The 14789-nt window shown below is 39.5% G+C and carries 13 protein-coding genes; 10 read left to right on the plus strand and 3 right to left on the minus strand.

Going from position 1 to position 14789, the window contains the following annotated elements; all coding sequences use genetic code 11:
- The first annotated feature begins 29 nt into the window (after positions 1-29).
- From ACQKMR_RS09005 to rbsB, 6 genes are read left to right on the plus strand one after another with little or no spacing between them, the layout of a single operon-like run.
- Positions 30-1016, plus strand: a complete 987-nt coding sequence (locus tag ACQKMR_RS09005; protein WP_427696991.1) for a LacI family DNA-binding transcriptional regulator — start codon at positions 30-32, stop codon at positions 1014-1016.
- Complete coding sequence (gene rbsK, locus ACQKMR_RS09010; RefSeq protein ID WP_427696992.1) at positions 1013-1897, plus strand: ribokinase; 885 nt, start codon at positions 1013-1015, stop codon at positions 1895-1897. The genes ACQKMR_RS09005 and rbsK overlap by 4 nt, the downstream gene beginning before the upstream one ends.
- On the plus strand, positions 1894-2286 hold the full coding sequence (gene rbsD, locus ACQKMR_RS09015; RefSeq protein ID WP_427696993.1) for a D-ribose pyranase: 393 nt from the start codon (positions 1894-1896) through the stop codon (positions 2284-2286). The genes rbsK and rbsD overlap by 4 nt, the downstream gene beginning before the upstream one ends.
- An 18-nt stretch (positions 2287-2304) precedes the next feature.
- On the plus strand, positions 2305-3786 hold the full coding sequence (locus tag ACQKMR_RS09020; RefSeq protein WP_427696994.1) for a sugar ABC transporter ATP-binding protein: 1482 nt from the start codon (positions 2305-2307) through the stop codon (positions 3784-3786).
- A 1-nt stretch (position 3787) separates the two neighbouring features.
- The gene (locus ACQKMR_RS09025; RefSeq protein WP_427696995.1) at positions 3788-4732 is read left to right on the plus strand and encodes an ABC transporter permease; all 945 of its coding nucleotides are present in this window, start codon (positions 3788-3790) and stop codon (positions 4730-4732) included.
- A 15-nt stretch (positions 4733-4747) separates the two neighbouring features.
- Entirely contained in the window at positions 4748-5668 is a 921-nt protein-coding gene (gene rbsB, locus ACQKMR_RS09030) for a ribose ABC transporter substrate-binding protein RbsB (protein WP_427696996.1), read from the plus strand.
- A gap of 353 nt (positions 5669-6021) precedes the next feature.
- On the opposite strand, the gene gdhA is transcribed toward rbsB, so the two are convergent.
- A complete protein-coding gene (gene gdhA, locus ACQKMR_RS09035) occupies positions 6022-7404 on the minus strand; it encodes an NADP-specific glutamate dehydrogenase (RefSeq protein ID WP_427696997.1) in 1383 nt (460 codons plus the stop codon).
- A gap of 161 nt (positions 7405-7565) precedes the next feature.
- On the opposite strand from gdhA, the gene ACQKMR_RS09040 reads away from it, so the two are divergent.
- The 3 genes from ACQKMR_RS09040 to ACQKMR_RS09050 all read left to right on the plus strand — a co-directional run bounded on the left by ACQKMR_RS09040 (position 7566) and on the right by ACQKMR_RS09050 (position 11379).
- Positions 7566-8468 carry a LysR family transcriptional regulator gene (locus ACQKMR_RS09040; protein ID WP_427696998.1) on the plus strand — a complete coding sequence of 301 codons (903 nt, stop codon included), beginning with the start codon at positions 7566-7568 and terminating at the stop codon, positions 8466-8468.
- A 608-nt stretch (positions 8469-9076) separates the two neighbouring features.
- The gene (locus tag ACQKMR_RS09045) at positions 9077-10069 is read left to right on the plus strand and encodes a PTS transporter subunit IIC (protein WP_053348846.1); all 993 of its coding nucleotides are present in this window, start codon (positions 9077-9079) and stop codon (positions 10067-10069) included.
- Positions 10070-10179: 110 nt separating this feature from the next.
- The gene (locus tag ACQKMR_RS09050; RefSeq protein WP_427696999.1) at positions 10180-11379 is read left to right on the plus strand and encodes a class I SAM-dependent rRNA methyltransferase; all 1200 of its coding nucleotides are present in this window, start codon (positions 10180-10182) and stop codon (positions 11377-11379) included.
- Between the two features lie 78 nt (positions 11380-11457).
- Here the strand turns inward: ACQKMR_RS09050 and ACQKMR_RS09055 are convergent, their stop codons facing one another.
- On the minus strand, positions 11458-12138 hold the full coding sequence (locus ACQKMR_RS09055; protein ID WP_427697000.1) for a lysoplasmalogenase: 681 nt from the start codon (positions 12136-12138) through the stop codon (positions 11458-11460).
- Positions 12139-12277: 139 nt separating this feature from the next.
- Entirely contained in the window at positions 12278-13546 is a 1269-nt protein-coding gene (locus ACQKMR_RS09060; RefSeq protein ID WP_427697001.1) for a dicarboxylate/amino acid:cation symporter, read from the minus strand.
- 168 nt (positions 13547-13714) lie between these two features.
- On the opposite strand from ACQKMR_RS09060, the gene ACQKMR_RS09065 reads away from it, so the two are divergent.
- Complete coding sequence (locus tag ACQKMR_RS09065) at positions 13715-14521, plus strand: alpha/beta fold hydrolase (protein WP_427697002.1); 807 nt, start codon at positions 13715-13717, stop codon at positions 14519-14521.
- Positions 14522-14789: the final 268 nt, after the last annotated feature.

Genomic DNA, 14789 nt, shown 5'->3' on the forward strand with positions numbered 1-14789 from the left:
GTTACACATATTATATTGGGGTGGATATATTGGCAACTATTCGGGATGTTGCAAAGGAAGCGGGGGTTTCCGTAGCAACTGTTTCAAGAGTGATAAATGACAGCGGATATGCACATGAAGACACAAAAAAGGTGGTCATGGCTGCTGTTGAAAAGTTAAATTATAAACCGAATGAAGTGGCAAGATCCCTCTATAAACGTAAATCTAAATTGATTGGCTTGATTTTACCTGACATTACTAATCCCTTCTTTCCAGAAATGGCAAGGGGCGTTGAGGACTATCTGCAGAAATTTGGATATCGATTAATATTTGGGAATAGCGATGAAAAGCGAGATAAGGAAATAGAATATATTGACACCTTTCTACAGAATAATGTAGTAGGCATGATTGCATCAACAAGTGAAGAAGCAAATGAAAATTTTGATAATCTGGAAATTCCTGTTGTCCTTCTTGATCGTACAGCAGAGGAGTTACCAGCCGTCTATTCGGACCAAAAAACAGGCGGTAAATTGGCTGCTCGTGTATTGCTCGATCGAGGTAGCACAAACATCGTCCTTATCAGGGGACCAGTTGAAATAAAACCTGTATATGAACGGTACATTGCAGCATTGGAAGAATTGGAGCAAGCGGAAGTGAATGTTCAAGTCATGGATTCATCTCTTACCCTTCAAGGTGGACAAATTTGTGCGAGACAGTTGTTTGAACAGTATCCGGAGACAGATGGAATCATTGCCTGTAATGATATTGTTGCAGCAGCCGCCCTACAAGAAATCTTGAAAAGGGGAATAAGAATTCCTGACGATATTCAATTGATCGGCTATGATGATATCGCATTCACAGCGTTATTACATCCTCCGCTATCGACAATTCGCCAGCCCGCCTATGAGATGGGGGCACAAGCAGCAAAATTGTTAATTAAAAAGATCAATCAGGAAAAGATGGAAGAAACGCACAAAAAGCTCCCAGTTTCTTTTGTGGAAAGACAAACAACGAGAAGGAAGGCGGAGAAGCCATGATAAAAATTGCAGTAGTAGGAAGTTCTTCAATGGACTTAGTGGTAACATCAGCAAAGCGTCCTATAGCAGGGGAAACGGTTCTAGGAGATTCTTTTATAACAGTTCCTGGAGGAAAAGGGGCCAATCAGGCCGTGGCTGCAGCTCGCCTTGGTGCGGAGGTAACAATGATTGGATGTGTAGGAGATGATATTTATGGAGAAATCATCTTAGAAAACCTGAAAAAAAATCATATAAACACGAGCTATGTGGAACCGGTTACAGGTGCTATGTCCGGTACAGCTCACATTATCCTTTCTGAAGGTGATAACAGTATTATTGTCGTAAAAGGGGCTAATGATTCCATCACCCCTGAATATGTACAAAAAGCGAAAAAAATCATCGAGGAATCAGATATCGTCATGGTTCAGCAGGAGATACCAGAGGAAACTGTTTTATACCTTGCTGAATTATGTGAAAAACTCCAAAAGAGATTACTTTTAAACCCAGCACCTGCACGTAAGATAAGCGAGTCTGTTATTAAACATTCATCATTCATTACACCAAATGAACATGAATTCGAAATACTATTCGATGGAAGAGACCGGACAGAAGTTTTAACTGAGTATCCAAATAAATTATTTATTACAGAAGGCAAAAATGGCGTCCGTTATTTTGACGGGCACGAAGAGAAGGTTGTCCCAAGCTTTGTGGTTGAAGCTGTAGATACAACAGGTGCAGGAGATACATTTAATGCAGCACTCGCGGTTGCTGTTGCAGAAGGAAAAAGTTTTGACGACTGTCTGTTATTCGCAAACCGGGCTGCCTCTATTTCTGTGACGAAGTTAGGAGCTCAAGGAGGCATGCCGACAAGGGAAGAAGTCGAAAGGAGCTTTGAAGAATGAAACGTCATGGAATCATCAATAGTTCAATAGCCAAAGTTCTTGTTGACCTTGGGCATACGGATTATATTGTCATAGGTGATTGCGGCCTCCCGGTCCCTTCAGGAGTGCTTAAAATAGATTTAGCCTTAACGCCTGGAACGCCTTCATTTCAAGAGGTTGTTCGTGCCGTTCATGAAGATATGGTAGTCGAGAAAGCGATTGCTGCCACTGAGGTGAAAGAGAACAATTCAAAGCAGCATCAATATATGGAACAGCAATTTGGAAATGCGATTGAATATGTTTCCCATGAGGATTTTAAAAGGCTGACAAGTAAAGCAAAGGCAGTAATCCGTACAGGAGAAACGACACCGTATTCAAACTGTATTTTGCAGTCTGGAGTATTTTTTTAAAGAAAAGAGGTGAAGAGCATGCAAATTGAAATGAACAATATTTATAAAGCATTTGGTCAAAACAAGGTATTGGAAGGCGTTCAGTTTTCTTTAGAGGCTGGAGAAGTCCACGCACTTATGGGGGAAAATGGAGCCGGGAAATCCACCTTGATGAACATTTTGACGGGGCTGCATAAGCATGATCAAGGGACTATTGAGATTAATGGTAAAGAAACCTCATTTAAGGATTCAAAGGAAGCGGAAGAAGCGGGAATGGCCTTTATCCGTCAGGAATTGAACATTTGGCCGGAAATGACGGTGTTAGAGAATTTATTTATCGGCAAGGAAATGGTAAATGCCTTCGGTGTCCTAAGAAACAAACAAATGAAAGCGCGAGCAAATGAGATCTTTAAAACGCTTAATATTTCCCTTCCTTTTGATAAGGAAGCAGGGCTTTGTTCCGTTGGGGAACAGCAGATGATTGAAATTGCTAAAGCGCTTATGACGGATGCCGAGGTCATCATCATGGACGAACCAACAGCAGCCTTAACCGATAGAGAAATCGAGAAGCTCTTTGAAGTAATGAAGGACCTTACCAAAAAAGGCGTGTCTCTTGTTTACATCTCTCACCGAATGGAAGAAATATTTGCCATTTGTGACAGAATCACCGTGATGCGTGATGGAAAAACTGTCGATACGAAAAGAATTGAAGATACAAATTTCGATGAAGTTGTTCAAAAGATGGTTGGCCGGGAGCTAGAGGATCGTTTCCCTCATCGTGAAGCCCATCTCGGCGAAGTAGTCATTGATGTAAAAGGACTAACTAAAAAGGGGCTTTTTGAAGATATCCACTTCGCTGTCCGAAAAGGTGAGATTGTGGGCGTGGCCGGATTAATGGGAGCGGGTAGAACAGAAATAATGCGTGCCCTTTTCGGGGTTGATCAAATAGACAGCGGTGAGATTACTGTTGAAGGTAAGAAAGTTTCTATACGAAAACCAACGGATGCAGTTCGCTATGGTTTAGCTTTCATCACGGAAAACCGTAAAGAAGAGGGCTTGATCCTGGACTTTTCAGTACGGGAAAATATCGGCCTGCCGAATTTAAAAAGCTTTGCCCCTAGTGGACTCGTAAAAACGGAAGATGAGAAAAAATTTACAGAGATGATGATCAAGCGTCTTCATGTGAAAACATCTTCTACAGAAACGATCATCGGTAATTTATCCGGTGGGAATCAACAAAAGGTGGTTATTGCCAAATGGATTGGCACGTCACCTAAAGTATTGATTATGGATGAGCCAACTCGAGGAATTGATGTTGGAGCTAAACGTGAAATTTATGAATTGATGAATGAATTAACAGAGCGCGGTATCGCTATTATTATGGTTTCGTCAGAGCTTCCCGAAATCGTTGGGATGAGTGATCGAATCCTTGTTGTTCATGAAGGTAAAATTGCCGGGGAACTGAAAAAGCAGGAAGCAACACAAGAAAAAATTATGTCATTGGCGACAGGAGGGAACTAGGATGAAACTTGAGGCTACAGGGAAAAGCGGGATTTGGCAGAAATTTGGTCCGTTACTCGCCTTGATTTTATTATTTATCGTAATAACTGTGTTAAATCCATCATTTATGGAACCAAATAATATTTTGAATTTATTGCGTCAAACCTCTATTAATGCGCTTATTGCATTTGGGATGACCTTTATCATTTTAACAGGCGGAATTGATTTGTCCGTTGGTTCCATACTGGCTCTATCCAGCGCACTTATGGCTGGAATGATGGTCTCAGGATTAGATCCAATTTTAGCAATATTAGTAGGAGTTCTACTAGGTACAATAATGGGTGTAATCAATGGAATTCTTGTTTCAAAAGGGAAAATGGCACCTTTCATTGTAACGCTGGCTACGATGACAATTTTCCGTGGATTAACGCTCGTTTATACAGATGGAAAGCCAATTACAGGAATTGGTGATTCAGAATTGTTCCAAATGCTCGGGAGAGGATACTTCCTTGGGCTACCGGTTCCAGCGGTTGTGATGATTATTGCTTTCTTTATCCTATGGTTCCTACTTCATAAAACATCATTTGGACGTAAAACGTATGCAATTGGTGGAAATGAAAAGGCTTCCCGTATATCAGGGATTAAAGTAGATCGAGTAAAAGTAGCCATTTACGGGCTGGCGGGTACCATGGCAGCGATTGCTGGTGCCATTTTAACATCCCGTTTGAATTCTGCACAACCAACGGCTGGTCAATCCTATGAGATGGATGCCATTGCTGCGGTAGTGCTTGGCGGAACAAGCCTTTCAGGCGGTAAGGGCCGGTTGTTCGGTACGCTAGTCGGTGTCCTGATTATCGGTACTTTGAATAACGGTATGAATTTACTGGGTGTATCTTCTTTCTACCAGCAAGTGGTAAAAGGTGCAGTTATATTAATTGCGGTGTTACTTGACCGTAAAAAATCATAAGTAGAGGTGTAATAAATGAAAAAAATAGTATCGTTGTTTATGGTTCTTTCTTTAATGGTATTAGCTGCCTGTTCAATGGATTCGGGTCAAAAAGATGATAAAAAAGAAACCAAAGACTCTATGGAAGACGTGAAAGTCGGAGTCAGTATTTCAACGTTAAACAATCCATTCTTCGTTTCTTTAAAAGATGGTATTGAAAAAGAGGCAAAAGAAAAAGGCATGAAAGTTACAGTTGTTGATGCACAGGACGATACAGCTAAACAAATTAGCGGGATTGAAGATTTAATTCTTCAAAAAGTAGATATCCTTCTTGTTAATCCAACAGATTCAGCGGCAATTTCTTCTGCTGTTCAATCAGCAAACGAAGCGGGCATACCTGTTATTACAATTGATCGCTCTTCTGACGAAGGGGATATCGAAACATTCATCGCTTCCGATAACGTGGCAGGTGGAGAATTAGCTGCGGAATACCTAGTTAAAGAGCTTGGCGAAAAAGCAAAAGTAGTGGAGCTAGAAGGTGTTTCAGGTGCATCTGCAACTCGGGAACGTGGGAAAGGGTTCCACAATATTGCTGACAAGCAATTAGAAGTCCTGACAAGTCAGACGGCAGAATTTGACCGCACAAAAGGTCTTAACGTTATGGAAAATATCCTACAAGGTAAAAAGGACATTCAAGCGGTATTCGCTCATAATGACGAAATGGCTCTAGGAGCTATTGAAGCAATCAAAGCAGCAGGTAAAGACATCATTGTTGTTGGTTTTGATGGAAACGATGATGCTTTAAAGGCTGTTGAAAACGGTGACCTAAAAGCAACAATCGCTCAACAACCGGCTCTTATTGGTAAAGAAGCGGTTAATGCCTCAGAAAAAGTATTAAAAGGTGAAAAGATAGACGAAAAAATATCTGTTCCATTGAAATTAGTTACTAAAGAATAACAGTTTTGCAACCAGTGAGAGTGTCGGAATTTTTCCGACACTCCTCTTTTTGTTTGGTTTGATGCCAATGTGGCGGCTAACTATGCAAAAATCCTATTAACCAGTTGAATAAGCAGAATATCAATCTAACCTATGAAATCAGGCTATAGGTGGATAATAATAATATATTGAACGGTTATAATTTAACGTTCACTCCTATAAAGATGTGAACTTTTTACGTGTAGGGACTTAAGTAGGTGTAAAGAGGATTTTTCGGATTGATATGAATAATTACCTGTAAAAAGATGTGATCACTCTTTTACCAAAAATAAGGCGGCCCATGTTGGGACCGCCTCCTGATATTTAACTTATTATTAGAGTATGCCTTGAGTCAGCATAGCATCTGCTACTTTAAGGAATCCGGCAATGTTGGCTCCGATAACTAAGTTGCCAGGTTCACCGTATGCTTCGGCTGCTTCTACACTGTTTTTATAAATATTTTTCATGATACCGTGTAGTTTCGTATCGACTTCTTCAAATGTCCAAGGCATTCTTGCACTGTTTTGGGCCATTTCAAGTGCAGAAACGGCAACACCACCTGCGTTAGCGGCTTTGGCTGGTCCGAAAAGGATACCATTATTAAGGAATACGTCAATGGCCTCAAGAGTTGATGGCATGTTAGCACCTTCGCCGATTGCTTTCACGTTGTTTTTAACAAGCAATTTTGCTGCTTCTTCATCAATTTCATTTTGTGTTGCACAAGGAAGGGCGATATCGCATGGTACAGACCAAATTCCATAGCTTCCTTCATTGTATTCAGCTTCGGGATGAGCATCGACATACTCGCTCAAACGTTTTCTTTCTATTTCTTTTAAACGTTTAACTGTATCTAGGTTCAGACCATTTTTGTCATATATATAGCCATTAGAGTCGCTGCATGCAACAACTTTAGCACCCAGCTGTGTAGCTTTTTCAATGGCATAAATGGATACATTACCTGATCCGGAAATAACAACTGTGCTACCATGGAATTGTAATCCTTTGTCTTTTAGCATTTCTTCGACAAAGTAAACCGTCCCGTATCCAGTCGCTTCTGTACGGGCTAAGCTTCCGCCGTAACTTATGCCTTTACCAGTTAAAACACCCGCATGGTAGCTGCCTTGAATTTTTTTATACTGACCGAATAGATAACCGATTTCTCTAGCTCCTACTCCGATATCCCCAGCCGGTACGTCTGTATCTGGACCGATATAGCGAGCTAGTTCTGACATGAAGCTTTGGCAAAAACGCATGATTTCAGCGTCTGATTTTCCTTTTGGATCGAAGTCAGATCCACCTTTTCCTCCGCCAATTGGCTGTCCTGTAAGAGAATTTTTAAAGATTTGCTCGAAACCAAGGAATTTGATGATACTTGAGTTTACTGTCGGGTGAAAACGTAGACCGCCTTTAAATGGTCCAATAGCACTGTTGAATTGCACGCGGAAACCACGGTTAACTTGCACATTTCCTAGGTCATCAACCCAAGAGACACGGAAGGTAATCATTCTTTCTGGCTCAACCATTCTTTCTAAAATCCCACTATTCATATAAATAGGGTGTTTTGAAAATACTGGTACTAATGAAAGGAATATTTCTTTTACAGCTTGATGGAATTCACTTTCGTGAGGGTTACGCTCCTTTACCTGTACGTATAATTGACTTACAAACTCTTTTGCAATTTGTAATTCCTCTTGCTCAACTTCATGTGACGTTGTCATTAATTTTTCTCCCCTTTTTTGGTAATAAAGTCATGAAAATATTTTTGAATATATATATACGTTTTTATGTGATACTTTCATGATATAATTTAAATTTGAAAGAAACAATCTGAATATTAGATAAATAACATGCTGTTTTGATATGAAAGAAGGAGCTTACATTGGAATTAAGACAAATCGAATATTTCATTGAAGTGGCAAAGCGTGAACATATGACGGAAGCAGCAGTGGCTTTGCATGTTGCCCAGTCTGCAGTCAGTCGTCAAATTTATAATTTAGAAGAAGAATTAGGTGTGCCTTTATTTATCCGCGAAGGCCGGAAAATTAAGCTGACACCTATAGGACATACATTTTTAGCGAATATGGAACAAGCTATGGATATAATTGATCGTTCAAAGCGTGAGCTGGCTGAGAGCTTAAATCCGGAAAAAGGGACAATTCGTATTGGCTTTCCAAGTAGTTTAGCTTCCTATATATTGCCAAAGGTTATTTCTGATTTCAGAGAGATTTACCCGCAAGCGAAGTTCACCTTGAAACAAGGCTCATATCGCTACTTGATCGATTCTGTTATAAAAGGAAATATTAACATGGCCTTAATTGGACCTCTACCGGCGAACGAAAAGAAAATTCACGGAGAAACTCTATTTATTGAGAACTTAGTTGCTCTTTTGTCAGAAAGTCATCCTTTGGCCTTGAAGAAGTCATTAAACTTAAATGAACTTCAAGGAAATCCGTTCATCGTATATCCTAAGGGGTATGTTTTACGTGATATTGTTATGAAGGCATGTAAACTGCACGGTTTCGAGCCAGAAGTTGCATTTGAAGGAAAAGATACTGATGCTATTAAAGGTCTAGTGGCAGCAGGACTTGGCGTAACCTTAATACCAGAAATCTCTCTGATTGACAGCTTGCCTCGTTTTACAGTTAGACTGCCGTTGGATGAACCATCTGTAACTAGGGCTGTAGGTGTTATTATTCCAACTGAAAGGGAGTTAATGCCAACGGAGAAACTATTTTATCAATTCCTTAGAGACACTTTTGCAACTTTGGAAGGTTTTCAATAGAAGAAAAGTTAAAAGCTTGGTGTAAGGGAATTCTAATTAGCCTTTATGAAAGATCACATTTATATCATAAATATAGAAGAGAATCCAATTTAAATGGGTTCTCTTTTTTTTATAAAAAGAGGAATGATTATAGTGTAAATACCGGAAAGTTATATTGAAATAATGTATTGGATATTCCGGCTTAAAACCAGATATTTTAGAGGTTTTTGGTAATAAAAGGATTAATTTATATTAAAATAATACAAGATTAGATTTAATTGTATAAAAAGTAATATATACTCCGTTTTTGTAAGCGTTTTTATTTTACTAGAATAAAAATATCGCTTACATTATCAGAAAATTCATGTTATTATACGAACAGATATTATCGGAGGCGGAGAAATAGATGAGTAGTTATTCAAATGGTTACTTCGTATTATTATTCTCTTATTATGTTAGTGGAATTGTTTGAGCCTTGCTTGTGAACTTAATAACAAGACGCGTAAGTAAAAACAACTGGTGTACCCTTCCAAATAACAGGGATTTTTTTTCGTTTATAAAATTGAATATTCTGATAATTAATAAGGAGTGGAAATAAAGTGAGCAGGAAAGAATACATCAATGATCGAATGTACAAGGCATCAACAGGGATAGCTAATGCAGTTTTGGTTACGTTAGGGATCGGGTTATTGTTTGAATCCATAGGGGGATATTTAGATTGGGAGGTCCTCCTGGCAATAGGTGGAGCCGCAAAGGTCTTACTAGCCCCAGCTTTAGGAGCAGGTATCGCCTATCAGCTAGGAGGAAATTCATTAATTATTTTTAGTGCTATGGCTTCAAGTGCAGTAGGAGGCGCAGCCATTAACAGAACTGCTGAGGGTGTCTTCACGATTGTTACGGGTCAGCCACTAAGTGCTGTTTTGGCAGCATTAATCGCAACTTATGTAGGTAAGCGTCTGATCGGTAAAACGAAATTGGATATTATGGCCATTCCATTGGCTGCAGTACTTGTCGGTGGGGTTTCTGGATATGGTCTAGCACTTGTTACGACACCGTTCCTGACATGGTTAAGCAGTCAAATTACAGCGCAGGTTGAAGGTTCTCCATTAATTGGTTCCATGGTCATTGCATTAGTATGGAGCATATTATTGATGACACCAGCTTCTTCCGCTGCTCTAGCGATAGCCCTACAGTTAGATCCTGTTTCTAGTGCGGCAGCTTTAATCGGATGTACCGTTCAATTTGTTGGATTCACTGTCATGTCTTATAAAGATAATGATATGGGTGGGTTCCTTGCACAGATGGTTGTTACGCCGAAAGTTCAATTTCCTAACTTAATCAAAAAACCATTATATGTCGTCCCGCCATTTGTAGCGGCAATCATTTGTGCTCCTATCGCTACGTTGGCATTCGATTTCCAAGTACCGTATGAGCTTGGAGGAATGGGCTTAAGTTCATTGATTGCCCCGATTGCTATCATTACGGGTCAAGGGTTGTACACGTTCCTGGTTTATGTGGCGGTGGGTATGGTCTTGCCAGCTGTGATCACCCTTGCCTTACATCGAGTATTGAAGATGATGGGAAAAGTAAAACCGGGAGATCTTCATTTAGAAGTATCATAATCAAAGATTTTGGAGAAACCAGCTTGGTGAAGGAACCAGGCTGGTTTTTATTTATAAAGGGATTAGGGTAAAATGGGGAGGAAAGCAATTGCATAGATAGGATGATATATATGGGAAAAGAAATAGATATAAAAGTGAAAGCTAAGTTTGTAAATAAAATCGCCAAAGGATTTCCCTTGATTGCCAAAGAGTCAATAGGCAATCTCAATGACCTTCAAGATGAGGGATCTTTAGTGCGTTTGGTTGACGAGAACAATCGTTTTTTAGCGAAGGGGTATTATGGGAAACAGAATAAAGGTTATGGCTGGATATTGACTCAAAAGGAGAATGATAAAATTGATCAATCATTTTTCGATGAAAAAATCAGTAATGCGTATAATTACCGAAAGCCATTTTTTGAAGATACTGAGACTACTGCTTTCCGCTTTTTCAATGGAGAAGGAGATGGGATTGGCGGATTAATTATTGATCATTACGATGGTCACTATGTTATCAGCTGGTACAGCAAAGGGATTTATTCGTTTAAAGACTATATCATTAAGGCACTGCAGAATACGGTCGAGGTCAAGTCGATTTATCAGAAGAAACGATTTGATACGAAGGGGCAATATGTAGAAGAAGACGATTTTGTCATGGGGGAACAGCCGGAATTTCCGCTTCTTGTCAAGGAGAATGGGGTCCATTTCGCTGTCTATTTGAATGATGGGGCCATGGTAGGTGTCTTCCTTGATCAGCGTGAAGTAAGAAGGACGATTCGAGATAAATATGCAAAAGGGAAGTCCGTGCTGAATATGTTCTCTTACACTGGAGCATTTTCTGTATTTGCCGCTTTAGGCGGTTCCGTTAAAACGACTAGTGTGGACCTGGCGAATCGCAGCCTACCAAAAACGATTGAACAGTTCAATGTGAACGGAATAGATCCTGAAATGCAGAATATCGTTGTGATGGACGTATTTAAGTATTTTAAATATGCAGTTAAGAAGGCTCTGAAATTTGATATGGTCATTCTTGATCCACCCAGCTTTGCCAAGTCAAAGAAGTTCACCTTCAGTGCCGGAAAAGACTATACGAATCTATTGAAGGATGCTATTTCCATTACAGAAGACAATGGGGTCATTATAGCGTCAACCAACTGCAGTACTTTTGACATGAAAAAATTTAAAAGCTTTATTGAGGCAGCCTTTAGAGAAATGAATGGAAAATATGAACTCATGGAAGAGTTTTCATTGCCGGCAGATTTTAAAACAAGTTCGGATTATAAGGAAGGTAACTATTTAAAAGTAGTTTTCATTAAGAAAATTAATGGATAAAAAAAGGCATTCACAGTTTAACTAGAACTGTGAATGCCTTTTATTCGTGGGAAATTGTTTCATGTGGAACGGCTTAGCTCAGAATTTTCTGGAGATAGCTCGCCCATTTTTCCAGTTGCTCGATGAAGAGTAAGCAGGTTTCGAGCTGATGCTGTTTGCGATGAAAAACTGAGCTGTATAGTAGGTTAACATAATCAGTGGGCCAGCAAAGGTAATATCTTCAACGAATTTGTTCCAGGATAAAATGGAGTCAGAAATGACGAACAGCAGTCCCCCGATAATCGCGGCTACATTTCCGGTCATAAATGCTGCCCATCCCATGAGAGAAATTACCGTGACATAGCAGATGACAGGAATGATTAGGGTGTTTTCACCTTTTTCAATCAAAGAAAGTACAATTTCATGGCCGATCCAAGTGGAATAACCAGCAATAGGAAGAATGGTTGCAAATCGGAGCCATGAAAAGCTCCATGTGTTGAGGAATGCGGCAATATAAAAAAGATGACCGATTAAGAAGGCGGAAAGACCAATGACAAACCAGATCAACAAGCCGTCACCAAGCATGCAAAAGAGTAAACCAAGAAGAATTAAAGATTGATATCGAGTTTGTTTCCCCTCATTTTTCGTGTAGGCATAAAGCAAAATCAATAACATAGGAATAATCTTGAAAAGAATTTTTAGTGCTAAAGGCTCTTCAGGTATAAAGAAAATATATAGTAGTCCCGTGAAAAGGATTACAGCAGGTAACCATTTTAACATTAAATCCCTCCTTACTATTTAATTCTATGTAAGGGTACAGAACTCCTTGCAGATTAAAAAACTGCTAGAAAGACATTCATTGAAAAAGTAAAAAAAACTGACTCAAGAATGTCTTGGAGTCAGTTTCGATATCATATAATCACACCACAGAATCTTCTTTAACAAATGCTTGTTTTAACCAGTTTTTCCCCTCAACCAGTCGTGTGACAAGCATGGTGCAAACGGTGTTTCCTGTTGAGTTAAGTAGTGTAGCAGGTGCATCGATAATCGTGGAGATAACAGCAATAATTGGCAGAACTTCAATAGGAAAGCCGAATACACTTAGAATCAACATTTCCCCTATCATGCCACCTCCAGGAATGGCTCCCATAACAGCGCCGACCAAAAAGGCAACAGCCAGTATACTTAAAATACTGGAGATGCTTGTCATATCTTTGCCAAATAAGCTGAATAGGAAAACAATTTTCAACACCCCGCCGAATACAGAACCATCTTTGTGAGTGTTGGCTCCAAGCGGGATGACCGTCTCTGCGATATCTTTTGGCACACCCATTTTTCTGACGGCTTCCAAATTGACCGGAATGCACGCGGCACTTGAACAGGTAGCGATGGCTGTAATAGATGGTGTGAAGGCATTTTTCCAAAATAGTTTAACTCCCTCTTTCCCACCGGCAATAAAGGCATAGAGGGTGAAAAAGCCGAAGTAATAAATTAAAGCTAAAACTAGATAAAGAATGAAGGTACGTGCATAGCCTTCTAAAATCTGCGGTCCAAGCTGTCCGATAATAGCCGCAAAATAAGCTCCAAGTCCGATTGGTGCATAGTACATAACAATTTTTACGACTTTCATCATCACAGCTGTACCCGCTGTTAAAAACTCAGTAATCGGTTTCGCTTTCTCGCCGACCAGTGCGGTGGATAATCCAATTAATACAGAGAAAACGATAAGTTGAAGCATATTGCTTCTAGAAAACAGTTCTGGAAAATCGGACACGGTTACAGTATTAACCAGTTGACTAAGGAAAGAAACTTCTTCAATGGTTTCTTCAGAGGAACTGCTTTCCATCAGTTCTTTAATAGCTGTCGTATCGGTGCCTTCCAATGGATTGATAATAGTTGTCCCAATAAAACCAATTACGGCAGCTAAAGCGGCTGTAGTCAGGAAAACGAAAACAATACTGCCCATGATTTTCCCGAGACGTTTCATCCCGCTCATATTAGCAATAGCAGAAGCAATGCTGAAAAATACCAATGGAACGATAATTGTGAACATTAGATTTAGAAATAAGTCCCCTAGCGGCTGTATGACTGAGGTTTTCTCACCGAAAACAACGCCTGCTATCCCACCAATAATAATCGCAGTGAGTAATACTAAAGAGGATCGATAGTTTTTAAAAAAGCCCTTCATGAAAAATTCCGTCCTTTCAGGATGAAGATGTATATAAATACAAACTTCATTATCAGCTTTAGAATGAAGTTTTACAATATTTTTTTAAATGAAGGAATGTTAAAAGATGAAACACAATAAATAATAAGAAGCAATTTAATTGTGAAAATATTGTGAAGGAGGGATACGATGGCATTTATAGAGGTTGAAAAGGACGTTCAGCTATTCTATGAAGAAAAGGGGCAAGGGAGGCCGATTATTTTTATCCATGGAGTGTGGATGAGTAGTCGTTTCTTTACAAGACAGCTTCCGTACTTTTCAGAGAAGTACAGAACTTTCTTACTTGATTTAAGAAGCCATGGTCAATCAACCCACGTTCATCACGGAAATACGGTCTCCGTTTACGCAAAAGATCTTCATATGTTCATTGATAAACAGGGGTTAAAGGATGTCATACTTGTAGGCTGGTCCATGGGGGCTTTCGTCGTATGGGATTATCTCAAGCAATTTGGCGAGGATAATGTCCATTCAACTGTGATTGTAGATGAATTGGCATCTGATTTTAAATGGCCCGATTTTGATATTGGGGCTTTTGATATCGGCACATTGATTGCGTTCATGACTGAGATTCAAACGAATCGTTCCCCCTTTTTACAAGGCTTTCTTACTTCTATGTTTAAAGATGAATTATCTGCAGAGGATGCAAACTGGATGCTTGAGGAAGTAACGAAAATGCCGGCATCCATTGCCAGTGCCATCCTGTTTGATCAATCAATTGTTGACTATCGTGAATTCTTGCCTGAAATTACCGTTCCTACGCTTCTCTGCTTTGGTAGACATGAAAAGGTCATTCCTGTTGCTGCAGGGGAGCATTTGCAGAAGAACATTCCGAATTCTGAACTTGTTATTTTTGAAGATAGTTGTCATTGCCCATTTATAGAAGAAAGTGATTTGTTTAATAAAACAGTAGATGCGTTTATTCATAAAGTAATATAGAGGTACAGAGGATTCTGGGGTCTTAAATTCAGTGCAACTACCTATATTGTAGTGCATGGCACTAAGTTCAAAGGAGAAACTAAAAGGACACTCAAACTCGGTGAAATTAACAAAATATAAAAGGGTGAGCAATAACTAACAATAAACAGGGATGCAGGTTTTATGCCGCATTCCTTTTTTATTGTAGTAATTGTTGTTGATCTATTCCTCTCCTAGTGAACAATAGAGAACTACCGAATAATTCAATATATAAGCGGTTTTAGCATTG

Origin of the sequence: Peribacillus sp. NPDC096540, from assembly GCF_050278525.1 — a bacterium.
Taxonomy (GTDB): Bacteria; Bacillota; Bacilli; order Bacillales; family DSM-1321; genus Peribacillus.

Excerpts from the sequence above, each read along its gene's own strand:
- rbsK (WP_427696992.1), top strand. The coding sequence starts at position 1,013 with ATGATAAAAATTGCAGTAGTAGGAAGTTCTTCAATGGACTTAGTGGTA.
- ACQKMR_RS09045 (WP_053348846.1), top strand. The coding sequence starts at position 9,077 with ATGTACAAGGCATCAACAGGGATAGCTAATGCAGTTTTGGTTACGTTA.
- ACQKMR_RS09060 (WP_427697001.1), bottom strand. The coding sequence starts at position 13,546 with ATGAAGGGCTTTTTTAAAAACTATCGATCCTCTTTAGTATTACTCACT.
- ACQKMR_RS09050 (WP_427696999.1), top strand. The coding sequence starts at position 10,180 with ATGGGAAAAGAAATAGATATAAAAGTGAAAGCTAAGTTTGTAAATAAA.
- ACQKMR_RS09025 (WP_427696995.1), top strand. The coding sequence starts at position 3,788 with ATGAAACTTGAGGCTACAGGGAAAAGCGGGATTTGGCAGAAATTTGGT.
- ACQKMR_RS09055 (WP_427697000.1), bottom strand. The coding sequence starts at position 12,138 with ATGTTAAAATGGTTACCTGCTGTAATCCTTTTCACGGGACTACTATAT.
- rbsB (WP_427696996.1), top strand. The coding sequence starts at position 4,748 with ATGAAAAAAATAGTATCGTTGTTTATGGTTCTTTCTTTAATGGTATTA.
- gdhA (WP_427696997.1), bottom strand. The coding sequence starts at position 7,404 with ATGACAACGTCACATGAAGTTGAGCAAGAGGAATTACAAATTGCAAAA.
- ACQKMR_RS09020 (WP_427696994.1), top strand. The coding sequence starts at position 2,305 with ATGCAAATTGAAATGAACAATATTTATAAAGCATTTGGTCAAAACAAG.
- rbsD (WP_427696993.1), top strand. The coding sequence starts at position 1,894 with ATGAAACGTCATGGAATCATCAATAGTTCAATAGCCAAAGTTCTTGTT.
- ACQKMR_RS09065 (WP_427697002.1), top strand. The coding sequence starts at position 13,715 with ATGGCATTTATAGAGGTTGAAAAGGACGTTCAGCTATTCTATGAAGAA.